Consider the following 24,689-nt stretch of genomic DNA (forward strand, 5'->3'; position numbering starts at 1 on the left):
TTATTATTGGAAAATTAAGTAGGTAAATGGGTTTTGAATTGAAAATATTATCGAATTTTAAAGGAAATTGGGATAAAGATGTTCTAAATCCCCATAAGTAAAATTTATCCGTGATTCTGTAAAGGTAAACGACTATAATTAATGTTAACATGTATTGTATTAAAGTTTACATTTTAAAGGGTGACAGGAAAATGGAAATATTAGAAAAGATTGAGCAACATGCACAAAAACGACCACAACATCTTGCGTTGCAATTTGATGATTTAAAGTGTAGTTATAAACAGTTAAAGATAAATATCGAATTAGTGGTTGCAGATTTAACTGATATTCCTAGTCATCAATTTGTAGCACTCGTTATGAAAAACCCTATGGAAACAATTATCTATTATTGTGCATTGCTAAAGAGGCATTGTATTCCATGCATACTAGATTTTCAATGGTCACAAGGACAGATAGACACATTACTAAATCATTACGGGATTTCTTATGTAATTAATGAGGAAAAAGAAGTAATAAATAAACACATTAAAGAAAATCAATTGAAGTGGCGTAATGATTTATTACATGTTGGTTTTACTTCAGGAACGACAGGCTTACCAAAAGCTTATTATCGCAATGAAAAATCTTGGTTATATTCTTATAAAGAAAACGAAAAGCTTTTAGAAGAGCCAGTTAATATACTCGTTGCACCTGGTCCTTTGTCTCATTCGTTGTCTTTATATGCTTGTATCTATGCGCTATATAGTGGGAGAACGTTTATAGGGCAACGTCAATTTGATGCGCAATCGTTATTACAAACGATTGAAAAAGCATCTAAAACAGTTGCCATGTTTTTAGTACCGACAATGTTAACATCATGTTTGACTGAAAACTTTAAAATAAACCAAGTGCGCTATATTTTTTCTACAGGTGACAAGTTACCTCCGGAAACAAGAAATAAAGTACAACAATATATGCCACAAACTTTATTAATAGAGTTCTTCGGAACATCTGAAGCAAGCTTTATAAGTTATAACTACAATAATGAAGCACCATGTCATTCTGTTGGTTTACCTTTTCCAAATGTGCAAATACATTTGGCACATCAAGATGAACAAGGTGTAGGCGTGTTACATATTCAAAGTAATATGGTGTTTAGTGGTTATGCAAATCAGAATATGTCACGAAGTAAATGGCTAGAAATTGGTGATTTTGCTTCACTTGATCATAACGGATATCTCTATTTGCACGGACGTCAGGGTGACCGCATGATTATTGGTGGTCGAAATGTTTATCCAACTGAAATTGAAAGTGTAGCCCAAGGTTATGAATATTTTAATGAAGTGTGCATAGTGAGTGAACCACATTCGAAGTTTGGGGAAATTGCAGTACTACTTTATACAGGCCCACAGGATGTGTCTTATCAGTCGTTGAAAAGTTTTTTGTCACCACATTTGGTGAGATATCAAATACCATCTAAATTAATTAAAATAGATAAAATGTACTATACACAAAGTGGGAAAATAGCTCGAAGACAAATGAAGGAACGTTATTTAGGAGGAGAGTTTAGATGATGAAAGAAGCAGTGATTGTTGCGGCAAAACGTACAGCATTTGGCAAATATGGAGGAAAGCTTAAGCACATAGAGCCAGAACACCTCATAAAACCATTATTTACACATTTCAAAGAAACATTGCCACATGTGATGTCAGATATTGATGACGTTATTCTAGGTAATGTCGTAGGTAATGGAGGTAATTTGGCGAGAAAGTCCTTACTCGAAGCTGAACTAGATCACCATATCCCGGGCGTAACTATCGATAGACAATGTGGCTCAGGTTTAGAAGCGATATTACAAGCTTGCCGTATGATACAAGCGGACGCGGTACGATTTATATGGCAGGCGGTGTAGAAAGTACGAGCCGTTCGCCTTGGAAAATAAAACGACCTCAATCTGTTTATGATACGCAATTACCAACGTTTTTTGAACGCGCATCATTTGCTCCGGAGGGACAGGATCCTTCAATGATTGAAGCGGCTGAAAATGTAGCTCAAACTTACAACATTTCAAGAACGGCACAAGATTATTATGCATGGATGAGCCATCAAAAAACGATGGCTGCATATGAACGTCAAATCATTTCCCGAGAAATAATGCCATTTCAAGTTAAGGGTGAAACATTTCAACAAGATGAAAGTATTAAACCTAAGTTAACGGAACGGACGCTGAATCGTTTGAAGCCGCTCTTACCTGAAGGCACAGTTACTGCTGGAAATTGTTGTATGAAAAATGATGGTGCAGTGTTATTAATGATTATGGAAAAAGAAACTGCCAAAGCATGTGGTTATAATAGCGGGTTAGCATTTACTGATGGCTTAACTGTAGGCGTAGATCCGAATGTATTAGGCATTGGCCCAGCACCGAGCAGTGAAAAAACTATTAGAAAAAAACAACTATACTATTGATGAAATTGATGCTGTCGAATTGAATGAGGCCTTTGCATCACAGGTGTTAGCAAGCCAAGAAATGTTGGGTTTATCTGATGCGAAATTAAATGTTTATGGTGGTGCGATCGCTACAGGTCATCCCTATGGCGCAAGTGGTGCGGCTTTAGTGACACGCTTGTTTTACATGGAAGAATATCAAAGAACAATTGCTACAATGGGAATAGGAGGCGGCATGGGCAATGCATTATTGTTTGAAAGATGGACATGAAGAGCAAGAAATCATATTTATTGAAGAAGAAGTCGTGGCTTATAATCAATACTTTAATCAACGTCCATTAAACAAAGTGCCTCCTTTATATTGTGCTAAGTTATGGCCAGAATTTCAGCTGTTTCAACAATATGCTAATCGTAATATTTTGCTGAAAGAAACAGAAATCAACCATTCAAAACCACTTGAAACGAATGAAACTTATCTTGCGTATATGTGTATTGTTGAGAAGAAGAAAATAAAATCATTTACGAAATACATTTTTAAATTAGAAATACATAAAAATAGTGAAAACTATATCACTATTAAACAAACATTTTTGGAGCAGGTTTAGCATGATACAAATAACAACAGAACAAGTGAATGAATATTTAGGTTTAATCAATGATCAAAACCCAGTGCATGAAAATATAGTGCCAGGTCAATTGATTGTACAACTTGCACTCACGAATAAAAAAGTAACATGGGTAGCGTACAAAGTGAAATATGTGGCATCAGTTGAAATGAATGAATCTTTAAATTTTGAACTTGTAACAAACGAAAAAATAGTTATTTCTAATCAAAGTGGTGATGTGAAAATTGTCATTGTAAAAATATAAAAGTGATATTTAATCTGTGAATATAGAAAAGCTATTATGTATTGTTAATTAAAAATAAATATAATCATTTTCATAAAATTATTAAAAACAAAAAGTAATAAATAGATATCAATTTGACAATACAAACTAACTCCGTATAATAATATAGCATGTTAAAAGGAGTGAAATATTCATGGATTATGACAAAGATTTTGATGAAAGTAAGATAAATAAAGTTAATCCTAAAACCGCTAAAAAAACTGTGTTTGCCACAGGTATAGGTAACGCTATGGAATGGTTCGATTTTGGGTTATATTCTTATTTAGCGGTAATACTTGGACAAAACTTTTTCAGTTCGGTAGAAAATGATCAACTCAAAACGATTTTCACTTTTGCAACATTTGCAATTGCGTTTCTACTACGACCTGTTGGCGGTATTATCTTTGGCATTATTGGAGATAAATACGGTAGAAAAGTAGTACTAACAACGACCATTATTATGATGGCGTTCTCGACATTGTTCATTGGCTTATTGCCTACATATGAACAAATCGGTATTTGGGCCCCGATATTACTATTGCTAGGTAGAGTGTTACAAGGATTTTCGACAGGTGGAGAGTATGCGGGCGCTATGGTGTATGTTGCAGAATCTTCTCCGGATAGAAAACGAAATACGCTTGGTTCTGGACTTGAAATAGGAACATTATCGGGCTATATTGTTGCCTCGGTGATAACAGGCTTACTATTTTTCTTTTTAAATGATGATCAAATGGCTTCATGGGGTTGGAGAATTCCATTTATCTTAGGCTTATTTTTAGGTATTTTTGGTTTCTATTTAAGAAGAAAATTAGAAGAATCACCTGTTTATGAAAATGAAATTGCAACAAAATCAAAAAGAGATACAATTGGTTTCTTAACTATTATTAGATATTATTATAAAGATATAATTGTATGTTTCGTAGCGGTAGCGTTCTTTAATTGTACTAATTACATGGTGACTTCATACATGCCTTCTTATTTACAGCAAATTATTAAACTTGATAGTACAACAGTTTCAGTAGTAATTACACTTGTAATGGCTGTAATGATTCCATTAGCATTAATGTTTGGCAGAATTGCTGATAAAATTGGCGAGAAAAAAGTGTTCTTAATTGGATTAATTGGTACAGCCGTATTGAGTATATTCGCCTTTTCACTTTTCCAATCAACTTCAATCATCTATGTTATTGTTGGTATCTTTATTCTAGGCTTCTTCCTATCAACATATGAAGCGACAATGCCTGGATCATTACCGACGATGTTTTATACACATATCAGATATAGAACATTAGCAGTAACATTTAATGTATCTGTATCTTTATTTGGTGGCACAACGCCATTAATTGCTTCTGCACTTGTAGCGAAGACAGGTGATCCTTTATCTCCTGCTTATTATTTAACTGCGATGAGTATTGTTGGTATTATCGTCATTTCGTTATTACATGTAAGTACTTCTGGTAAATCACTTAAGGGATCTTATCCTAATGTTGAAAGTGATGAAGAATATGAATATTATGCAGAAAATCCTGAAAAGGCAATGTGGTGGGCTAAAAACAAACGCGTATAATAAAAATGATTTTAAAGATTCGGTTTATTCGAGTCAAAAATGATCGACATGGTGATGAAACTTTGTCGATTGTTTTTTTGTGTTAATTTAAAAGAGTACGATACAATAATAAGTGAAGTAACAAGTATACTAGGAGGATAACTATGACAGTAGAAACATATTGGAGATCTTTTATCGAAGCATTTCCTGAATATAAAGGTGTGCAATTTGATGCTTGGTCTTTTGGTGTCGACGAAGATGAACTAGCTGATTTAGTGAAAAAGGGCATGAAAACTGCGACGACAAGCGGATTAGCGTCTTATAAAGTAGAGGAAGAAGCGTTACCACAAGTCGGTGATATCAGCGTTGTATTAAATGAAAAAGGAAACCCGCAATGTATCATTGAAACTACACGTGTTTACCAAACCCCATTTAATGATGTTACTGAAGAACATGCGTATCTTGAGGGTGAAGGAGATAAGTCGCCGGCATATTGGCGCCAAGCACATATCGAATTTTTCGAATCATATTATGCTGAATTAGGCATTCCTTTTGATGAAACAGAAATCATGGTGTGTGAAGAATTTAAGTTATTGTATGTATAAAAAAGAGCGGTACATTAGTTAGCACTGCTTCGAGTATTCTCTCCAAGCACAACAAAGGGGACAATCTTTGTCTAACTGTGTACCGCTCATAGGGTGAGTGTTTATAGGGTTGTGTTATTCAAAGGCAACATAAGGGGACAACTTATGTTGCCTTTATTCTTTTTAAACTTCTAATTTCTAAAGGGGAGTTATTGCATATATGTTCTTCTGAATTCTTCTTAAAGCTAAATTTTGAAAAGTCTTAGGTGTAAAGTAAATGTTATTAATAGGTTAGTTTCATATTATCAACATCACTTTCAAGTAGAGAGAGTAACTTATATAATTCATTCATGCTGAAATTTTCATCAAATTTAACAGAAATTGTTTTGAAAGTTTTAGTGATAATTTCATATATTGGGTTACCATTTTCAAAAGCCTGTTTGTAGATAATCATGCTGTGATTCCCTCCTTTTCTCTCTACACTTAATATACTAATAGATTTCCTTGGAAAATACATGAGTCTTCAGTATCAACTTTGTATCGGTCTTATGTCGTATATTATTTAAACTTCTAATTCTTAATATTTATTTTTTAAAATCAAAATCACTATAATTTGTAAACCAATCAATTGTATAATCAATGAATTTTTTAGCCGCAGTAGAAAGGAAATGATGTTCTTTATATACGATGCCTATATTTCTTTCACATTTGGGAAAATCAATTGGTATTGCAAGGACATCTGATTGATCATGTATTAATGAAATTTTTGGAGTAAAAGAAATACCATAACCTAAAGAGACAAACTTTAGTATAGAAGTTGATTCTTCTAATTCAAGTTTATATTGGGGCTGAATATTTGTTGCTTCGCAAAAGGCGTCTGTAATTTCTCGAAAACCATAACTAGGTAATAAACCAATGAAATTTTCGGATTCTAACTCTGTTAATGAAATAGAATTTCTATTAGCTAATCTATGTGTCTTCGGTACTGTTAAGTAAATTTCATCTATGGCTAAGGGTACCCATTGTATATCGTTAGATTTTAAAGGAGAAGTGGAAATACCAAAATCAATCTCATTTTGTAAAATCAAATTTTCCATTTCTTTTGAAGATGATTGCTTTTGCGTGATATGCACGTTTGGATATTCATCTAAAAAGTCGGTCATTATTAATGGGAAAACATGAGGGAAGGTAGCAGAAAAATTAATGTTGCCGTTCTCTAAACCTGCATCTTCTTGTATTAAATGGATACCTGAATCTAATTCTACAAATGCTTTATCTACAAAGCTCAATAATGTTTTCCCATAGTTATTTAAATAAACCTCTCTTCCATTTCTATTGAATAATATAACGCCTATTTCTGACTCTAATTGCTTAATGGCTTTACTTAAACCCGGCTGGGAAATATTTAGAGACTTTGCGGCTTCAGTAAAAGTGCGTGCTTTTGCGGCTATCTGAAAATATTTTAAATTTATAAAATCCATAACTCGCTCCTTTCATAACCTCAGGTTATAGAATGATGAAAAATTAATATTATAAGTTATTAATGGGTAATGTTACCATAAAGTTATAGTATTAATAAAGGGAGATACGATAAAATGAGATTAAAAGATAAAGTTGCGTTAATTACAGGTTCAGCTTCTGGTATGGGAAGAGCGGAGGCGCTTAGATATGCAGAAGAAGGCGCGAAAGTTGTTGTAGCAGATATGAATATCGAAGGTGCTCAAGAAGTTGTGCAAGAAATTATTGAAAATGGATATCAAGCGTTAGCAATTAAAGCAGATATCACAAAAACGGAAGATATTCATAACATGGTTGATAAAACAAAAGAAGTCTTTGGTTCAATTGATATTTTAGTCAATAATGCTGGTATATTCGATAAATATCAAACAAGTTTAGATACTGATTTAGACAAATGGAATTTTTTATTAAATATTAATTTAACAAGCACTTTCCAACTGTCGAATGCAGTACTGCCAGATATGATTGAAAAACAAAATGGTGCTATTGTTAATATAGCTTCAGTAGCAGGGTTAGTTGTCGGTAAAGGTGGCGCTGCTTATACAACTGCGAAACATGCTGTTATTGGGTATACAAAACATCTCGCTTCAGAATATGCAAAATATAATATTAAAATCAATGCAATAGCGCCTGGTACTATTGAAACGCCATTAATTAAAGATGTGGCTGATAGTATTCCGAAAGATTCCGTACCTGCGAAACGTTTCGGTCAAATTGAAGAAGTAGCAGATTTAACAGTATTTCTAGGATCAGATGAAGCTAAGTTTATGAATGGTGTAGTTGTTCCTATAGATGGTGGATTCACAATTCAATAACATTTAATAATACTTTTAAAATTAAGCTAAATCGAACTTATTTATAAATAAAAAGAGCAAGCATCACAAACTTTTCAGTTTAATGTGATGTTGCTCTTTTATATTATAAAACCTCATGAAGATTTTAAACTTCTGTAACGTCAACATCAATATGTTCAACACGGTTATATGCACCGTGGTCAACTGGACCTACAAAGTCATTCATCTTCCAACCATTTTTAATTGCAGAAGCAACAAAAGCTTTGGCGACAATAACTGCTTCTCTTGGTGTTTTGCCGTTTGCTAAATACGCAGTAGTTGCTGCCGCAAAAGTACAACCTGCACCATGATTATAGCTTTGTTGGAACATATCCGTAGTTAATTGGTAGAATTGTTTACCATCATAGTAAAGGTCATAAGATTTATCTTGATCTAAAGCTTTACCACCTTTAATAATGACATGCTTTGCACCTTGTTTATGAATGATTTCAGCAGCTTTTTTCATATCATTTATTGATTTTAAAGTACCTAGATTTGCAAGCTGCCCCGCTTCAAATAAATTTGGTGTTACGACAGTTGCTTTAGGTAATAAATGCTCAATCATTGCATCAGTATTGCCAGGGTTTAATACTTCGTTTTCCCCTTTACAGACCATCACTGGATCGACGACAAAGTAATCGGCGCCAGATTCTTCATAAGCTTCGCCAAGCACGTTTGATAATTTCTTGTGTACCGAGCATACCTGTTTTCACAGCATCTGGGTGAATTGAGATTGCTGTTTCTAATTGTTTCTCAAACACATCAAATGGAATTGGCGTTACGTCATGAGACCACGTCGCTTTATCCATTGTAACGATTGATGTCAGAGCAACAATGCCGTATGTCTCTAACTCTTGAAATGTTTTTAAATCTGCTTGCATACCTGCGCCCGCGCTTGTGTCTGAACCTGCAATCGTTAATGTTTTTTTCAATGCCATGAATCTTCACTCCTAAATTTCTTTTGTACATATCATACCACGTTTATCGAGTATTCTAAATAATGACCTTTTAAATAGCGAGCAATATTTAACTACTTTGTATAATGTAGATTAATTTTATTTTGATGAAGTGAAATAGGGTTAACTATAAAATATTTAAAATATCTTATAGGATTACCTGAGCTGGTTTAAGGTTTACAAGTGCTGATGCACTTGCATAAGTGGTTCTATTCTTGTGGATACAAAGTAGAAATAATGGTTCGCCTGAGCAGATTTAAATGTTTACAAGTGCTAAGGCACTTGCATAAGTAGTGCTAGTCTTGCTAATGCAAGAAGTACTACTTTACATGCATAAGAACTACTTATTCACGCGCACAATTTCTTGCGCGAGGATTTTAAAAAGGATTACCTGAGATGGTTTAAGGTTTACAAGTGTCGATGCACTTGCATAAGTAGTGCTAGTCTTGCTAGCGCAAGAAGAACTACTTTACATGCATAAGAACTACTTATTCACGCGCACAATTTCTTGCGCGTGAAAGTAGTTCTAATATGTTAAAATACTAACTGAGGTGAGAGGGAATATGGAATGGTCAGATGTTTTTCATGAAATTACTACGCGACATGACTTTAGTGCGATGCACGAATTTTTAGAAAAAGAATATACAACAGAAATTGTATATCCAGATAGAGAGAATGTTTACCAAGCATTTGATTTAACACCATTTGAACAAGTGAAAGTTGTCATATTAGGTCAAGATCCATATCACGGACCGAATCAAGCACATGGCTTAGCTTTCTCAGTACAACCAGATGCTAAGTTTCCACCTTCATTGCGTAATATGTATAAAGAACTTAAAGATGACATAGGTTGTGAAAGAACAACGCCGCATTTACAAGATTGGGCGCGTGAAGGTGTTTTGTTATTGAATACCGTTCTGACTGTCCGCCAAGGAGAGGCACATTCACATAAAGAAATTGGCTGGGAACTTTTCACAGATGAAGTGATTCAAACTGTATCTGAACAATTAGAAAATGTTGTGTTTATTTTATGGGGAAAACCCGCACAACAAAAAATCAAATTGATAGATACGTCGAAACATCATATCATTAAGTCTCCACATCCAAGTCCTTTATCTGCTTATCGTGGTTTCTTTGGTTCAAAACCATATTCTCAAGCAAATACGTATTTACAAGAAAATGGTAAAGCACCAGTAAATTGGTGTGAAGGTGAGGCATAAACATGGAAAAAGATAAGATCATACAGTTAATTGAGCAAGAATTAGTAGCGACGGACGAAGCAAAGCATAATGCTGAATTTGAAAAGCATATTTATGCTATTCACACGTTGACTTCACTTGTTACAGGGTCGACAAGCCAGCATAAAAGTTATAAAGATAATACGTATGATGTTTCTTCTTCATTCCAAACTTCTACTATAGTAAGTAATAGTAATTCAAAATCGCAACCAGCCTCTAAAAAACAAGGTGTATCTGCGGAAGAGATTCGAGCGATGGGTGGTAAAACATCACAACCCGCGTCACAAAATAGCGTTTCTGACACGTCACTTACATCTAACAAGTTGGTTACTGATGATGAAATAGGTAATGGAGATTCAATATTTGATTTTTAATTAAGAAGGGAAGTAAATAGCATGATGAAAGTATTTATTATATTAGGTGCATTGAACACAATGATGGCAGTAGGAACTGGCGCATTTGGTGCACATGGCTTAGAAAATAAACTATCGGCAAAATATTTATCAGTATGGGAAAAAGCAACGACTTACCAAATGTATCATGGTTTAGGCTTACTCGCGCTTGGTATCATTAGTGGTACAACTTCAATTAACGTGAATTGGGCAGGTTGGCTCATGTTCTTCGGTATCGTCTTTTTCAGTGGTTCATTATACATTTTGTCATTAACTCAAATTCGTATTCTTGGCGCAATTACGCCAATCGGTGGGGTTTTATTCCTAGTAGGTTGGTTAATGCTAATTATCGGAACATTTAAATTATAAATTTTTAATTGTTATAGAATTCATCTTGTGGGTATAATACAGTCCATGAGGTGAATTTTATTTATGAGTCAAAATGATAAGGAAATAGATAGAGGAGATTTAAAACAAAACTTATCTGAAAAATTTGTATGGGCTATAGCCTATGGTTCATGTATAGGTTGGGGCGCATTTATACTACCTGGCGACTGGATTGGTCAATCAGGTCCTATATCTGCAGCGATAGGTATTGTAATTGGTGCATTATTAATGATACTGATTGCAGTAAGTTATGGTGCTTTAGTTGAACGTTTTCCAGTTTCAGGTGGGGCATTTGCATTTAGTTTTTTAGGATTTGGAAGGTACGTCAGTTTCTTCTCATCCTGGTTTTTAACTTTTGGATATATATGTGTTGTAGCTTTAAACGCAACAGCATTTAGTTTATTAATTAAGTTCTTACTACCAGATATATTAGAAACTGGTAAGTTATATACTATTGCAGGATGGGATGTATATATAACTGAGATTCTTATCGCATCGTTATTATTAATTGTCTTTATGTTTATAGCAATTAAAGGTGCAAGTGTATCAGGATCTCTACAATTTTATTTCTGTGTAGCAATGGTTATAACAATCTTATTACTATTTTTCGGTTCATTCTTCGGGAATAACTTCTCTTTTGAAAATTTACAACCGTTAACTAATGAAAAAGAAGGTTGGTTTACATCCATTATTATGATTGTGGCGGTAGCGCCATGGGCATATGTTGGATTTGACAATATTCCACAAACAGCAGAAGAATTTGATTTTGCGCCGAATAAAACATTTAAATTAATCGTTTATAGTTTACTTGCCACGACATTCACTTATGTATTAATGATTTTATACACAAGTTGGTTAAGTAGTTCATCAACAAGTTTAAATGGTAATTTATGGTTAACAGGTGCTGTGACACAAGAAGCCTTTGGTTATATTGGTTTAGCAGTGCTAGCAATTGCAATTATGATGGGAATATTCACTGGTTTAAATGGTTTCTTGATGAGTTCAAGCCGTTTATTATTCTCAATGGGACGTTCAGGCATTATGCCTTCTGTATTTAGTAAATTGCATAAAAAATATAAGACACCTTATATTGCAATTTTCTTTTTAGTTTCTGTTACATTAATTGCACCGTGGCTAGGTCGTACTGCATTAACGTGGATTGTTGATATGTCTTCAACAGGTGTATCAATTGCTTATTTTATTACATGTTTATCAGCAAGCAAGACTCTTTAGTTTTGATAAATCAAGTAACACATACGGACCTGTATACAAAGTTTTTGCGATATTAGGTTCAATCGTTTCATTTGTGTTCTTACTCTTATTATTAGTTCCTGGGTCACCAACAGACACTTTCAACACCATCTTATATCGCATTAGGCGGTTGGTTAATTATTGGTTTAATTTTCTTTGTTGTACGTTATCCAAAACTGAAAAATATGGATAATGACAGACTAAGTAAACTTATTTTAAATCAATCAGAAGATGAAATAGTAGATTTAATTAATAAAAATAAATCAGATAAAGCGAACAACTAGTTGTTTTTGTGAATAATAATCATGTTTTTTGCATGTAAAATTATATAATCCTAACATTTAAACTTGGATTATATAATTGCATATACGCCCTTCAATACAGACATATTAAAAGTGTTTATATTGGAGGGCTTTTATTATTAGATCTTTGATTATAAAAATAGCGAGTAACAAAAAAACCTGAGAAAAATCATTTGTAATAATGATTTTTCTCAGGTTTTTGCTTTAGCATCATGCGTGTTAAATTCTTTTTTACGTATTTTCGTACCAGAGACAATAAGTTTTGATATTTGATCAGCAAAAAGTAATCCTAAAGCGATAGCACCAGCAATTAAAGTCACTTCTAACATTGTATTAATTGCTTTACTAAATTCCAATAGAATCAAGCTTTTTGTTGCATCGAATGCAAGACCACCAGGTACGAGTGGGATAATACCTGGAACCATAAATATAATTACGGGTTCCTTTTTATAACGAGCCATGATGTGACTTAGCATACCTAACGCAATACTTCCAAAGAAACTAGAATATATAGTATGGAAATGAAAACCTTCATAAAATAAAATATAAAACATCCATCCACATGCACCTACAATACCAACTGTGTTGTATAGGCGTTTTGGCACATCAAATATCACACCAAAGAAAAGGGAAGCAGTATAACTAAATATTAAATTTAAAATCCAAAACATAGACATTGCTCCTAAAAAATAATGAGTATAGTACCAACACCGGCGCCTATACCAAAGGCAGTCACTAGGGCTTCTAGTGATTTAGTGGTAAATAGTAACATGTGACCGGCGAATAAATCTTGAATGGCATTCGTTATTAATACACCAGGAACGATAGGCATTACTGAAGCTATTATAATAGTAGATATCGAACCACCGGGTATTAAATAATGTCCTGAAACGGTTATGAGACCGATGACAATTGCGCCCATAAATTCTGGAATGAATTGAGCGTGTAATTTTCGTTGAAGCGTTTCTACAACAATGAAGCCAAAGGAACCAGCCAAAATAGCAGTAAGTACATCTGTTAAGATGCCACCTTGAAGATATAAAAAACTGGCTGCGATAACAGCGGCAGCAATAAATTTGAAAATTAGATCATGGTTAATGCTTTGTTCATGATATATTTTTTGCAGTTCTTGAAAGGCATCTTCAAGTGAAATGTCACCTAAAGCAAGCTGCCTAGATATACCATTTGTTCTTGATATACGATGAAGATTGGTATCTCGTGTTTTAATCCTGAAGATCCTAGGATAAGATTCGTTATGTAACATGAAGTTAATGACTGTATTAGTTACGAAACTATTGCTTTCTGGATAACCTAACGTAGTTGCAATCCGAGTCATTGTATCTTCAACTCTGGAACCTTCTGCACCAGATTCCAACAGAATGCGTCCTGCGAGCAAAATGACATCTTTCGCCATTCTTTCATCATAACTTTCAACTGTTTGATTGTATATTGTCATTTAATCACCAATAATGAAGTATTTAACTAAAGCTATGTTTTTGTATTCATAGCATAGGAATAAGTTATTGAGTTAATAATTTTTATTGTAACACTTTACTCATAAAAATTGTTAGAGGAATCAGAAAGTAACTTATGCGCTTTATAAATTTTAAAATATAACATTTTATACAATTTAAGTAATTTAAATATGTTTCAAATTTCGCAAATAGGCTAAAATAATATTAGTTAGCTGTTTCAGACAAATATTGAGTAGCGACAATATTTAACAGTTAATATTAAATTAAGTAGTGATTAAAGTTCTCCCAAACACACTACACAGACTCAGGCACACTTGTTCAACGGCAAGTGTGCCTTTTTACTCGCTCTAGCTTTCACCATAGTGAAAGCAGAGCGAGTAAGAACGAATACCGAAATAGGTGAATGCATAAAAAAATGCCGACAAAGTTGGATACTTTGCCGACAGTCTTATACGTTTCCATTAATATGAATAGAATCGTTTATTGTATTTTATAATGAAAATAAATCTTGTAAGACATCTTTTGTGATGATATTACCTACAAAGAAACTACCAAAGTCGCCGTAGCGTGCAGTCGTTTCATCAAATCTCATTTCATAAACAATTTTTTTGAATTGAAGTGGGTCTTCTGCAAAAAGTGTAACGCCCCATTCGTGATCGTCAAAACCAACAGATCCAGTGATGAATTGTTTGATTTTACCTGCATATTGGCGACCAATCATGCCATGATCATGCATAAGTTTCTTTCTATCTTCAAGTGGTAACATATACCAGTTATACGTTTCACCACGACGTTTATCCATTGGATAGAAACAGATATATTCAGTACGAGGTAATTCAGGGAATAATCTTGGTTTAATATGAGGATTTTCATATGGATCTTCATCAGATTTTCCTGCAAGATAATTACCTAATTCTATGATAGAAACATAAGAATATGTTGGAATTAAGAAATCTGTAATTTTCAATTTATTAAATTCATTTTCAAAAGCATTTAAATCTTTCATTTCTGGACGTAATACCCATAAAAGAAGGTCTGCTTTTTGACCATTAATATTGTAAAATGCATGATCTCCTGCATTATTTGTACGTGCTTCTTCGTGCTTATCTAAAAACGATTGTAATTCTTCCACGAGAGATTGACGTTCTTCCTCTGGAACTAAACGTAAAGTAGTCCAATCAATAGCATATAATAAATGTAAACTATACCAACCGTCTAACGTTTCTGGTACTTGTGGCATTGTAAATCGCTCCTTTGTGAAAATTTCTATGTCTTCACTATAAAATTCTACCATAAAGGCAGTGTTAAAACATAAGTAAATGATTACAAATTGGTGACATGGAATTCTATAAAAAAATAACGTATACTATATAGTGTAAATAAATAGATTTAAATTTCGAGGAGGCCCCCTATGTCTTTATTAGATGTATTACAAGAAAAACTTTCAGGAAAAAATGTGAGAATCGTATTACCTGAGGGTGAAGATGAACGCGTATTAACAGCAACAACACAATTACAAAATACGGAATATGTTACACCAGTAGTATTGGGTAATGAAGCTAATGTGAAGGCTTTAGCTAACGATAAAGGATTAGATATTACTAACATTGAAATTATCGATCCAGAAACAAGTGAATTGAAACAAGAATTAGTAACTGCTTTCGTTGAACGCCGTAAAGGTAAAGCGACTGAAGAACAAGCACAAGAAATGCTAAAAAATGTAAACTACTTTGGTACAATGCTTGTTTATACTGGTAAAGCTGAAGGACTAGTCAGCGGTGCAGCACATTCTACAGGCGATACAGTTCGTCCAAGCATTACAAATTATTAAAACGAAACCTGGTGTTTCAAAAACATCTGGCGTTTTCTTTATGATTAAAGGAGAAGAGCAATATATCTTCGGCGATTGCGCAATCAATCCAACGCTTGAAGCACAAGACTTAGCTGAAATTGCAGTAGAGAGTGCAAAAACTGCTAAAAGCTTTGACATGTCACCGCGTGTAGCAATGTTAAGTTTTTCAACAAAAGGCTCTGCAAAATCAGACGATGTTGAAAAAGTAGCAAATGCAGTGAATTTAGCTCAAGAGAAAATTGAAACTGACAATATTGAAGATGTTGTTGTAGATGGTGAATTCCAATTTGACGCAGCAATCGTACCAGAAGTTGCTAAGAAAAAAGCACCAGACGCAAAAATACAAGGTAATGCTAATGTATTTATCTTCCCAAGTTTAGAAGCGGGTAATATTGGATACAAAATTGCACAACGTTTAGGCGGTTTTGATGCAGTAGGTCCAGTACTACAAGGACTGAATTCTCCAGTGAATGATTTATCTCGTGGTTGTTCAACAGAAGACGTGTATAACTTATCAATCATTACTGCTGCGCAAACATTACAATAATGGATTTAGCAAGTAAATATTTTAATGATATAGATTGGCGTTATATTGACCATTCTTCTGGGTTAGCGCCTATGCAATCATTTGCATTCGATGATACATTTTCTGAAAGTGTTGGCAAAGATTTATCATGTAATGTGGTACGTACTTGGATACACCAACATACAGTCATTTTAGGTATACATGATTCACGCCTACCTTTTTTACAAGACGGCATTCGTTATCTTACTGAAGAACGTGGCTATAATGCGATTGTTAGAAATTCAGGTGGTTTGGGTGTAGTCCTAGACCAAGGTATACTCAATATTTCTCTTCTCTTTAAAGGTAAACATGACATTACAATAGATGAAGCTTTTACAGTGATGTATTTATTGGTTTCGAAAATGTTTGAAGATGAAGATGTAGAGATTGAAACACATGAAATTGAACGATCGTATTGTCCAGGGAAATTTGATTTAAGTATTAATGGGCGAAAATTTGCGGGTATTTCCCAAAGACGGGTACGTGGTGGCATTGCTGTACAAGTGTATCTTTGTGTAGAAGGTGATGGCAGTGAACGTGCTGATATGATGAAATCTTTTTATAAACGCGCATTAAAGGATGCAGAAACAAAATTCACTTATCCAAATATTGATCCACAATGCATGGCGTCGTTAGAGTCACTATTAGGTAAAACAATCACTGTCCAAGACGTAATGTTTAAATTGTTATATGCCCTTAAAGATTTAGGTGGACAATTAAACATGGAACCTATAACAAATGATGAATGGCAACGCTATGAAGGTTACTTTGAAAAAATGATTGAACGTAACGCTAAGATGAATCAAGCGATGGAGTAAATAATTATTAAGACCAGAAACGATACTTTTTTATTAAAGTAACGGCTCTGGTCTTTTTTATAGTTAATATAAAAATTATTGACATAAATCTTTCTAATTGTTGAATTATAGAAAGTAAATAAGTAATATAGGAAAAGTGTAGTTTAAAACTAACTAATTTAAATAAATTTCCGTAAAATCATGTTAACTTTTTGAATATAAGACTATAGAGTTTTATAATGGAAAAGTATTGATTATAATTAGTAGCAGGTATTAACTTTTGAGAAGACACTTTCTGTTATTTAATTAAAAATAAACCAAATATCTATGTCTAGAGTTGTATGGCATAATATAAAATTTGTGAGATAATGTATAATAATGTGTGTAAAATTAGTTAAGGTTGAGTATTTTCATATAGAATACGAGCAGTCTTTTCAAATTATTAATAATAAAAGACATATTAGATGCGCTAACAACGAGACTTAGAACACGAAATTTCCTGGGAAATTTAAGCAGAATGCATTGTGGTGTTCTGAAATGACTAAAATCAGTGTGGTCTGTAAGGTGTAGCGTACTTAAAATATAAAACTAAAGAAAATACTAAAGGTGATTGAGAATATGACACAACAAGGATATGGGGAAGCAAATGGAAAAGTAATATTAATTGGTGAACATGCTGTTACATTTGGCGAGCCAGCAATTGCGATTCCATTTACGACCGGGAAAGTGAGAGCGAAAATAGAATCTATAGAAGAACCTTTTTCTTCATGTATTAAAAGTGATGTATATGAAGGTGAGTTAATTAATGCACCTGAACATTTAAAGGCAGTAATAACTCGTTTTGTAGAAAAATATGAAATCCAAACACCTATAAAAGTTTCGATTGATACAAACTTACCACCATCTAGAGGGCTAGGCTCAAGTGCTCGCAATGGCGGTTGCTTTTGTGCGTGCAAGTTTCGACTACCTCAATAAACCATTATCTGATGAGGTGTTGATAGAAGAAGCCAATTGGGCGGAACGTATTGCACACGGTAAACCAAGTGGCATTGATACACAAACGATTGTATCGAATAAGCCAGTGTGGTTTAAGCAAGGTAACGTGACGACATTAAAGCCATTAGAATTGAATGGTTACATGATTGTTATTGACACAGGTGTACTCGGCTCTACAAAACAAGCAGTAGAAGATGTACATAATTTATGTAAAGAAGATAATGAGTACTTAGAACATGTGAAACATATTGGTCAACTTGTACACGAAGCAAGTGACTCTATAGAGCATCATAACTTCGAAAAATTAGCCTCTATCTTTAATTTGTGTCAAGAAAGCTTACGTACATTAACGGTAAGCCATGATAAAATTGAAACATTACTTGAGGCAAGTAAACAACAAGGCGCTATTGCTGGAAAATTAACTGGTGGCGGTCGTGGCGGTAGTATGATTGTACTTGCTTCAACCTTAGAAGTGGCTGAGAAAATTGTTGAAAGTGCGCAAAACTTAGGTGCACATCATACATGGATTGAATATTTAGGAGGTTAATGACGTTGGTTAATAGTGGTAAAGCACGTGCACATACAAATATTGCACTCATAAAATATTGGGGTAAAGCTGATGAAACTTATATTATTCCGATGAATAATAGTTTGTCGGTTACATTAGATCGCTTTTATACTGAAACTAAAGTGACATTTGATGAGAGCTATACTAAAGATACGCTTATTTTGAATGGCCAAGCAGTAAATGACGCAGAAGCAGCTAAGATACACCGTTTTATGGATGTGTTCCGCGAATTAAGTCAAACCTCAATGTTTGCATATATTGAGAGTGATAATTATGTCCCTACAGCAGCAGGGTTAGCATCTTCAGCAAGTGCCTATGCGGCATTAGCAGCAGCTTGTGATGCGGCTTTGAATCTAGGGTTAACAGGCAAAGCGTTATCTAGATTGGCTCGTAGAGGGTCAGGATCTGCTTCTAGAAGTATCTATGGCGGTTTTGTAGAATGGGAAAAAGGGTATGATGATGAGACATCATATAGTTTTCCTGTTGAAGCAGATAATTGGGAAGACGAGTTAGCAATGATATTTGTTGTCATTAATAATAAATCGAAAAAAGTTTCAAGTCGTGCCGGTATGTCACTTACACGTGATACATCACGTTTTTATCAATATTGGTTAGACCATGTGGATGAGGACATAGCGTCAGTTAAGCATGCAATAAATCAAAAAGACTTTAAACAATTAGGTGAAGTGATTGAAGCCAACGGTTTGCGCATGCATGCAACAAACTTAGGTGCACAACCGCCGTTCACTTATATGGTCGACGACAGTTATTTAGTGATGGACATCGTAGACCAATGTCGTAAGGCGGGTCATCCTTGTTACTTTACGATGGATGCTGGTCCAAATGTTAAAATTTTAGTAGAAAAGAAAAATAAACAAGCGGTTGTTGATGCATTACATAAATCGTTTAAAGAAGACCAAATCATTGCGAGCGACATTACACGTACAGGCGTAGAAATTATTGAGTAAGGAAGAGATAAAATGATTCAAGTTAAAGCACCAGGGAAGCTATACATTGCAGGTGAATACGCAGTTGTCGAACCTGGCTATAAATCAATATTAATCGCAGTAGATCGATTTGTAACTGCTTCTATTGAAGATTCAAATGCACCACAGGGTACGATACATTCTAAGACCTTACATCATGAACCAGTAACATTTCAAAGACGTGAAGATAAAATTGTAGTTTCAGATTTAAATGTCGCGAAACAATTGAAGTATGTCATCACAGCAATTGAAATCTTTGAACAATTTGTAAGAAGTAATAATATGCCTTTAAAACATTTCAATTTAACAATTGATAGTAATTTAGACGATACAAATGGGCATAAATATGGTTTAGGTTCTAGTGCGGCTGTCTTGGTATCAGTTGTTAAAGCTTTGAATGAATTTTATGGTATGCATTTATCTAATTTATATATTTACAAACTTGCAGTTATTGCAAATATGAAATTACAAAGCTTAAGTTCTTGTGGTGATATTGCTGTCAGTGTTTATACTGGTCTGGTTAGCTTATAGTACGTTTGATCATGAATGGGTATCACAGCAAATTGAAGATACGTCAGTCAATGATGTATTGAATAAAAACTGGCCTGGCCTTCATATCGAACCATTACAGCCACCAGAAAATATGGAAGTGCTTATAGGTTGGACTGGGTCACCAGCTTCGTCACACCACTTAGTGAGTGAAGTAAAACGCTTGAAATCAGATCCTACCTTTTACGGTAAATTTTTAGAACGCTCTCATTTATGTGTTGAGAAGTTGATACATGCTTTTAAAACGAATCATATTAAAGGCGTGCAACAAATGATTCGCATCAACCGTGAGATTATTCAATCTATGGATAAAGAAGCGACAGTTGATATTGAAACTGCCCATTTAAAAGTATTATGTTCTGTAGCTGAAAAATATGGCGGCGCTGCCAAAACATCAGGTGCGGGTGGTGGAGATTGTGGCATAACGATAATCAATAAAGGTGTTAATAAGCAACGCATTTACGATGAATGGTTAGAAAATGAAGTGAAACCTTTGGAGTTTAATATATACCACGGTCAATAATGAAAATGAACAGTATGAAGCTGAGGCATAAATATATGTCCCACTCACTACTGTTTTTTATTTTGCTGAAATTGAATAAAAGTAAACTATCTAGCAACTAAATCTAAGACACTGATAAGCAACGCATAATACGTTGTCGTTAATCTGACCACATCTAAATAACGCAATGGAAAATTTACCTCTTAATGGAAATAAATTCAGTTGTAGAAATGAATTGTCTAAATGTACGAATGTTATTGAACTCATTGAGATTAAAGCATACGATCATCTTAAGAAAGCGCTTATAATAATGCGATGATAGAAGGGTGATTATTATGAATTTGGGACGTAAGTTTGGAGATGCAATTCGTAGATTTGGTGGCGCAATGATTGTTCCAGTATTATTATTTCCATTTTTCGGGATTATTATTGGCATAGCTACACTGTTTAAAAACGAGGCGATTATGGGTCAGCTGGCTGATCCTAATGGTTTATGGTTTCAAATATGGTCATTAATTGAAAATGGTGGGTGGACGGTATTTGAAAATATAGAACTTATTTTCGTTATCGGCTTACCTATATCACTAGCTAAAAAGTCAGCTGGCCATGCAGTAATGTCGTCGGTAGTAACTTATATGATGTTTAATTATTTTATAAATAGCATATTAACGACATGGGGCCCTGCTTTTGGTGTGGACTTTAAGGGCGATGCAGGAGAAGTCACAGGTATTACTGAACTCGCGGGTATTAAAACCTTAGATACAAATATTATCGGTGCACTCATCATCTCAGGCATCGCGATTTGGTTACATAATCGATATTATGATAAGAAATTGCCAGAGTCTTTAGGAATATTCCAAGGTTCGCCGTTTGTTGTCATGATAGCATTCTTTGCTATGATTCCATTAGCATTTTTAACAAGTTGGGGATGGCCTATTGTTCAAGGATGGATTGCTTCGTTACAAGTGTTTTTAGCTTCATCAAGTTACGTTGGCGTATGGCTTTTCCACTTTTTAGAACGTATTTTAATTCCGACAGGATTACATCATTTCATCTACACGCCGTTTGAATATGGACCGGCAGTAGTCGATGGTGGTATTAAATCGTATTGGATTTCTCATTTAACTGAGTATTCGCAAACAACAAAACCACTAAAAGAAATTTTTCCAGGTGGTGGATTTTTATTACAAGGTAATATTAAAATGTTCGGCTCGATTGGTATAGCACTTGCGATATATTCAACGGCAAAAGCACATAAAAAGAAAGAAGTTGGGGCATTATTATTAGTCGCTACTTTAACAGCCGTGTTTGCAGGTATCACAGAGCCACTAGAATTTACGTTTATCTTTATAGCGCCGTTTCTATTTTTAATCCACGCTATTCTCGGAGCAACAATGGTGACCATTATGCACGGGTTTGGTCTTGTAGGTAATTTAGGTGGTGGCTTTATTGAAATCGCAACAACCAATTGGATTCCGTTGTTTGGTTCGCATTGGGGAACTTACGTCGCTCAATTTATTATAGGCATTATATTCATATTCATTTATTATTATCTATTCAGATTTATTATCCTAAAAATGGATATACCTATGCCAGGTAGAGAGAAAGATGATGAGATAGATGCTAAGCTCTATACGAAGCGTGATTATAAGGAAAATAAACACAAAAAAACGAGTGATAAAAACGAATATGAAACAAAAGCTGCAATTTATTTAGAAGGCTTAGGTGGCACGGAAAATATTGCTGATATAACAAATTGTGCAACAAGATTACGTGTGACCGTTAAAGACCCTGAAAAAGTAGAAGAAGATGGCTATTTTAAAACAGTGGGTGGTGCGCATGGACTCGTGAAAAGCGGGAAAAACGTACAAGTCATCGTAGGACTTTCGGTTCCACAAGTGAGAGAAGCGGTAGAACAAATTATTAAGCACGAAGCATAAGACTATAAAATTAAATATGATGTAAAACAAATCAGTATCATTGTTTTACATCATATAATTTATATCATTATTTGGAAATTTTGTAGTTGTGATATGTTCTAGCGATAAAATCAAAAACGACATAATATGGAGTAAAACTGTAATGTTTCGTATTATTAAAAAATTGCATTGGTGCACTGTTAACATAAATATTGAAGGCGGCATTTTTGGCAATATAGTTGTCATGTAATGTCGTGATAGAGACGTAATGCAATTCACGTGATTTAATGAGTTGAATAGGTTCTTTTAAATTTTTAGTTTCACCCGATAAAGAAATGATGAAAAGTAAATCTTCTGGTGACATTTGATCTATAGCTAAGCGCAATTCATTTTCATCATTAACAACAATAGAGCGTTTAGAGATAGAAAGCATATGGCGTTGTGCTTCCCTGGCAACATTTTGTTGGGCCATGCCTGTGCCGAAGATATAGACGAAAGGTGCAGCTTCTAATAAGTGGTTTAAAAGTTTATAGTCGAACATTTGAAGGTGTTCTACAGTTCTTTGCACATCTTCGACAATCGGGTCTGTGCTTGCTAAATGTGATGGTTGTGCGTTGTTTTCCATTTTCAAGTAAAACTTAAAGTTGCTATAGCCTTCAAAGCCCATCTTTTTAACGAGCCTATGAATCGTTGAGATGGAAGTATGCGTGAGTTTACTTAAATCATGGATTTTCATAGCTGACATGTCATCCATGTTTTGACGTATGATATTGATGATATGTAAATCATTTTCAGTTAATTGCTCAAAGTATTTATTGATAAGATGATCAAGTACCATATGTGTGGATTCCACCTATTCATTGGAAAATTTTCCGGAATTTGAAAATATATTCTAATGTTAATATATAAAATCTAAATACGTCAAATTTATTGGTATTTTTAACATTGTATTTTAATATGAAATTAAGTATTAACCTTTTAAATGTAATAAAGCTTAAATTTAATACGACTTTTTGTAAGCGGTTACTTTTAAAGACTGAATAAATTTAATATAAAGGGATGAGTCTATGAATGTGAAAATTGGAATAATTGGATGCGGTGGCATAGCTAATGGTAAGCATTTACCAAGTTTAGAAAAAATCCCAGAAGCAACTATGGTCGCTTTTTGCGATATAGACGTAGCTAAAGCTGAATCTGCGGCGACAACTTACGGTATAGAAAACGCGGCAATATATGAAGATTACAAACAATTACTCGAAGATAAATCTATAGAAGTAATACACGTGTGTACACCTAATAATACACATAAGGAGATAACAGTTGCAGCATTAAATGCTGGGAAACATGTAATGTGCGAGAAACCAATGGCTAAAACTTCAAACGAAGCCCGTGAAATGATCGAGGCGGCGGAGCGAAATAATAAAAAATTAACAATTGGTTACCAAAATAGATTTAGAGCTGACAGTCAACATTTACGAAAAGTGACGCAACGTGGAGACTTAGGAGATATTTATTATAGTAAAGCGCAAGCAATTCGACGTCGTGCAGTTCCTACGTGGGGTGTGTTCCTAGATGAAGAGAAACAAGGCGGCGGACCATTAATTGATATTGGTACACATGCATTGGATTTAACATTATGGATGATGGATAATTACGAACCAGAGTCTGTTATGGGATCTACTTTTCATAAATTGGGAAAACAAGACAATGCGGCAAATGCATGGGGACCGTGGGATCCAGATGAATTTACTGTTGAAGACTCAGCGTTTGGCTTTATTAAGATGCGTAATGGCGCAACAATCATCTTAGAATCTAGTTGGGCGCTCAATTCTTTAGACGTAGACGAAGCGAAATGTGCATTGTCAGGTACGCAGGGTGGTGCGGATATGAAGGATGGTTTACGCGTCCATGGTGAAGCATTCGGCACTTTATATACATCTCAAATTGAAGTAGATAATGCAGGTGTTGATTTTTATGAAAGTGAAAAAATCGATGAAGCTGAAGAAGAAGCACGTGCTTGGATAGATAATATTATTCATGATACTGAACCAGTCGTAAAACCTAAAGAAGCATTTGTAGTAACTCAAATATTAGAAGCGATATATGAATCTGCAAAAACAGGAAAAGCGGTATATCTCAATAATCATTAATCAAAGGGGAG

19 protein-coding genes and 6 pseudogenes are annotated in these 24,689 nt (G+C 34.3%); 18 read left to right on the forward strand and 7 right to left on the reverse strand.

Features of this window, described 5'->3' with window-relative positions; all coding sequences use genetic code 11:
* Positions 1-191: 191 nt before the first annotated feature.
* The 6 genes and pseudogenes from ABLV95_RS00645 to ABLV95_RS00670 all read left to right on the forward strand — a co-directional run bounded on the left by ABLV95_RS00645 (position 192) and on the right by ABLV95_RS00670 (position 5,463).
* A complete protein-coding gene (locus ABLV95_RS00645) occupies positions 192-1,553 on the forward strand; it encodes an AMP-binding protein (protein WP_427705381.1) in 1,362 nt (453 codons plus the stop codon).
* A pseudogene (locus ABLV95_RS00650) lies at positions 1,553-2,695 on the forward strand (thiolase family protein). The gene ABLV95_RS00645 and the pseudogene ABLV95_RS00650 overlap by 1 nt, the downstream one beginning before the upstream one ends.
* Complete coding sequence (locus ABLV95_RS00655) at positions 2,667-3,029, forward strand: hypothetical protein (protein WP_427705379.1); 363 nt, start codon at positions 2,667-2,669, stop codon at positions 3,027-3,029. The pseudogene ABLV95_RS00650 and the gene ABLV95_RS00655 overlap by 29 nt, the downstream one beginning before the upstream one ends.
* Before the next feature lies 1 nt (position 3,030).
* On the forward strand, positions 3,031-3,294 hold the full coding sequence (locus tag ABLV95_RS00660; protein WP_427705377.1) for a hypothetical protein: 264 nt from the start codon (positions 3,031-3,033) through the stop codon (positions 3,292-3,294).
* A gap of 172 nt (positions 3,295-3,466) precedes the next feature.
* Positions 3,467-4,879 (forward strand): MFS transporter, encoded by a 1,413-nt coding sequence (locus ABLV95_RS00665; protein WP_460876145.1) that lies wholly within the window; start codon positions 3,467-3,469, stop codon positions 4,877-4,879.
* A 143-nt stretch (positions 4,880-5,022) separates the two neighbouring features.
* Positions 5,023-5,463: an ASCH domain-containing protein gene (locus ABLV95_RS00670; RefSeq protein ID WP_460876147.1), complete on the forward strand. Its 441-nt coding sequence runs from the start codon at positions 5,023-5,025 to the stop codon at positions 5,461-5,463.
* Between the two features lie 262 nt (positions 5,464-5,725).
* Here the strand turns inward: ABLV95_RS00670 and vraX are convergent, their stop codons facing one another.
* Both vraX and ABLV95_RS00680 read right to left on the reverse strand, forming a co-directional pair.
* Entirely contained in the window at positions 5,726-5,896 is a 171-nt protein-coding gene (vraX, locus tag ABLV95_RS00675) for a C1q-binding complement inhibitor VraX (protein WP_002508451.1), read from the reverse strand.
* A 130-nt stretch (positions 5,897-6,026) separates the two neighbouring features.
* Complete coding sequence (locus ABLV95_RS00680; RefSeq protein WP_460872375.1) at positions 6,027-6,923, reverse strand: LysR family transcriptional regulator; 897 nt, start codon at positions 6,921-6,923, stop codon at positions 6,027-6,029.
* Positions 6,924-7,037: 114 nt separating this feature from the next.
* Here ABLV95_RS00680 and ABLV95_RS00685 point away from each other — a divergent pair, with 114 nt between their 5' ends.
* Complete coding sequence (locus tag ABLV95_RS00685; RefSeq protein ID WP_460872376.1) at positions 7,038-7,775, forward strand: SDR family NAD(P)-dependent oxidoreductase; 738 nt, start codon at positions 7,038-7,040, stop codon at positions 7,773-7,775.
* Between the two features lie 124 nt (positions 7,776-7,899).
* Here ABLV95_RS00685 and thiD read toward each other — a convergent pair.
* A pseudogene (gene thiD, locus ABLV95_RS00690) lies at positions 7,900-8,731 on the reverse strand (bifunctional hydroxymethylpyrimidine kinase/phosphomethylpyrimidine kinase).
* A gap of 581 nt (positions 8,732-9,312) precedes the next feature.
* Here thiD and ABLV95_RS00695 point away from each other — a divergent pair.
* From ABLV95_RS00695 to ABLV95_RS00710, 4 genes and pseudogenes are all read left to right on the forward strand, one after another.
* Positions 9,313-9,969, forward strand: a complete 657-nt coding sequence (locus ABLV95_RS00695; RefSeq protein ID WP_069832606.1) for a uracil-DNA glycosylase — start codon at positions 9,313-9,315, stop codon at positions 9,967-9,969.
* 2 nt (positions 9,970-9,971) lie between these two features.
* Entirely contained in the window at positions 9,972-10,361 is a 390-nt protein-coding gene (locus ABLV95_RS00700) for a DUF5327 family protein (protein WP_460876149.1), read from the forward strand.
* A 24-nt stretch (positions 10,362-10,385) separates the two neighbouring features.
* The gene (locus tag ABLV95_RS00705; protein ID WP_427707074.1) at positions 10,386-10,748 is read left to right on the forward strand and encodes a DUF423 domain-containing protein; all 363 of its coding nucleotides are present in this window, start codon (positions 10,386-10,388) and stop codon (positions 10,746-10,748) included.
* 63 nt (positions 10,749-10,811) lie between these two features.
* A pseudogene (locus ABLV95_RS00710) lies at positions 10,812-12,301 on the forward strand (APC family permease).
* A gap of 209 nt (positions 12,302-12,510) precedes the next feature.
* Here the strand turns inward: ABLV95_RS00710 and ABLV95_RS00715 are convergent.
* From ABLV95_RS00715 to hemQ, 3 genes are all read right to left on the reverse strand, one after another.
* A complete protein-coding gene (locus ABLV95_RS00715) occupies positions 12,511-12,990 on the reverse strand; it encodes a threonine/serine exporter family protein (protein ID WP_460872378.1) in 480 nt (159 codons plus the stop codon).
* Between the two features lie 11 nt (positions 12,991-13,001).
* Positions 13,002-13,769 carry a threonine/serine exporter family protein gene (locus tag ABLV95_RS00720; RefSeq protein ID WP_427707072.1) on the reverse strand — a complete coding sequence of 256 codons (768 nt, stop codon included), beginning with the start codon at positions 13,767-13,769 and terminating at the stop codon, positions 13,002-13,004.
* 515 nt (positions 13,770-14,284) lie between these two features.
* Complete coding sequence (hemQ, locus tag ABLV95_RS00725) at positions 14,285-15,034, reverse strand: hydrogen peroxide-dependent heme synthase (protein ID WP_002508442.1); 750 nt, start codon at positions 15,032-15,034, stop codon at positions 14,285-14,287.
* A 171-nt stretch (positions 15,035-15,205) separates the two neighbouring features.
* On the opposite strand from hemQ, the pseudogene pta reads away from it, so the two are divergent.
* The 6 genes and pseudogenes from pta to ABLV95_RS00755 all read left to right on the forward strand — a co-directional run bounded on the left by pta (position 15,206) and on the right by ABLV95_RS00755 (position 22,549).
* A pseudogene (gene pta, locus ABLV95_RS00730) lies at positions 15,206-16,193 on the forward strand (phosphate acetyltransferase).
* Positions 16,193-17,029 carry a lipoate--protein ligase family protein gene (locus ABLV95_RS00735; protein ID WP_427705364.1) on the forward strand — a complete coding sequence of 279 codons (837 nt, stop codon included), beginning with the start codon at positions 16,193-16,195 and terminating at the stop codon, positions 17,027-17,029. The pseudogene pta and the gene ABLV95_RS00735 overlap by 1 nt, the downstream one beginning before the upstream one ends.
* A gap of 597 nt (positions 17,030-17,626) precedes the next feature.
* A pseudogene (gene mvk, locus ABLV95_RS00740) lies at positions 17,627-18,551 on the forward strand (mevalonate kinase).
* 5 nt (positions 18,552-18,556) lie between these two features.
* A complete protein-coding gene (mvaD, locus tag ABLV95_RS00745) occupies positions 18,557-19,540 on the forward strand; it encodes a diphosphomevalonate decarboxylase (RefSeq protein WP_069815338.1) in 984 nt (327 codons plus the stop codon).
* A gap of 12 nt (positions 19,541-19,552) precedes the next feature.
* Positions 19,553-20,630: pseudogene (locus tag ABLV95_RS00750) on the forward strand (phosphomevalonate kinase).
* A gap of 314 nt (positions 20,631-20,944) precedes the next feature.
* Positions 20,945-22,549: an alpha-glucoside-specific PTS transporter subunit IIBC gene (locus ABLV95_RS00755; RefSeq protein WP_460876153.1), complete on the forward strand. Its 1,605-nt coding sequence runs from the start codon at positions 20,945-20,947 to the stop codon at positions 22,547-22,549.
* Between the two features lie 67 nt (positions 22,550-22,616).
* On the opposite strand, the gene ABLV95_RS00760 is transcribed toward ABLV95_RS00755, so the two are convergent.
* The gene (locus ABLV95_RS00760; RefSeq protein WP_427705360.1) at positions 22,617-23,366 is read right to left on the reverse strand and encodes a MurR/RpiR family transcriptional regulator; all 750 of its coding nucleotides are present in this window, start codon (positions 23,364-23,366) and stop codon (positions 22,617-22,619) included.
* 229 nt (positions 23,367-23,595) lie between these two features.
* On the opposite strand from ABLV95_RS00760, the gene ABLV95_RS00765 reads away from it, so the two are divergent.
* On the forward strand, positions 23,596-24,678 hold the full coding sequence (locus tag ABLV95_RS00765) for a Gfo/Idh/MocA family protein (protein ID WP_427705357.1): 1,083 nt from the start codon (positions 23,596-23,598) through the stop codon (positions 24,676-24,678).
* Positions 24,679-24,689 lie beyond the last annotated feature (11 nt).

Origin of the sequence: Staphylococcus sp. Mo2-1 (genome assembly GCF_046721385.1) — a bacterium.
Lineage (GTDB): Bacteria > Bacillota > Bacilli > Staphylococcales > Staphylococcaceae > Staphylococcus > Staphylococcus equorum_A.

What these genes read in the sequence shown, in the direction of transcription:
- ABLV95_RS00685 (WP_460872376.1), top strand. Translation starts at nt 7,038, where the DNA reads ATGAGATTAAAAGATAAAGTTGCGTTAATTACAGGTTCAGCTTCTGGT.
- vraX (WP_002508451.1), bottom strand. Translation starts at nt 5,896, where the DNA reads ATGATTATCTACAAACAGGCTTTTGAAAATGGTAACCCAATATATGAA.
- ABLV95_RS00735 (WP_427705364.1), top strand. Translation starts at nt 16,193, where the DNA reads ATGGATTTAGCAAGTAAATATTTTAATGATATAGATTGGCGTTATATT.
- ABLV95_RS00665 (WP_460876145.1), top strand. Translation starts at nt 3,467, where the DNA reads ATGGATTATGACAAAGATTTTGATGAAAGTAAGATAAATAAAGTTAAT.
- ABLV95_RS00755 (WP_460876153.1), top strand. Translation starts at nt 20,945, where the DNA reads ATGAATTTGGGACGTAAGTTTGGAGATGCAATTCGTAGATTTGGTGGC.
- hemQ (WP_002508442.1), bottom strand. Translation starts at nt 15,034, where the DNA reads ATGCCACAAGTACCAGAAACGTTAGACGGTTGGTATAGTTTACATTTA.
- ABLV95_RS00680 (WP_460872375.1), bottom strand. Translation starts at nt 6,923, where the DNA reads ATGGATTTTATAAATTTAAAATATTTTCAGATAGCCGCAAAAGCACGC.
- ABLV95_RS00655 (WP_427705379.1), top strand. Translation starts at nt 2,667, where the DNA reads ATGCATTATTGTTTGAAAGATGGACATGAAGAGCAAGAAATCATATTT.
- ABLV95_RS00670 (WP_460876147.1), top strand. Translation starts at nt 5,023, where the DNA reads ATGACAGTAGAAACATATTGGAGATCTTTTATCGAAGCATTTCCTGAA.
- ABLV95_RS00660 (WP_427705377.1), top strand. Translation starts at nt 3,031, where the DNA reads ATGATACAAATAACAACAGAACAAGTGAATGAATATTTAGGTTTAATC.
- ABLV95_RS00700 (WP_460876149.1), top strand. Translation starts at nt 9,972, where the DNA reads ATGGAAAAAGATAAGATCATACAGTTAATTGAGCAAGAATTAGTAGCG.
- ABLV95_RS00760 (WP_427705360.1), bottom strand. Translation starts at nt 23,366, where the DNA reads ATGGTACTTGATCATCTTATCAATAAATACTTTGAGCAATTAACTGAA.
- ABLV95_RS00765 (WP_427705357.1), top strand. Translation starts at nt 23,596, where the DNA reads ATGAATGTGAAAATTGGAATAATTGGATGCGGTGGCATAGCTAATGGT.
- ABLV95_RS00695 (WP_069832606.1), top strand. Translation starts at nt 9,313, where the DNA reads ATGGAATGGTCAGATGTTTTTCATGAAATTACTACGCGACATGACTTT.
- ABLV95_RS00705 (WP_427707074.1), top strand. Translation starts at nt 10,386, where the DNA reads ATGAAAGTATTTATTATATTAGGTGCATTGAACACAATGATGGCAGTA.
- ABLV95_RS00715 (WP_460872378.1), bottom strand. Translation starts at nt 12,990, where the DNA reads ATGTTTTGGATTTTAAATTTAATATTTAGTTATACTGCTTCCCTTTTC.
- ABLV95_RS00645 (WP_427705381.1), top strand. Translation starts at nt 192, where the DNA reads ATGGAAATATTAGAAAAGATTGAGCAACATGCACAAAAACGACCACAA.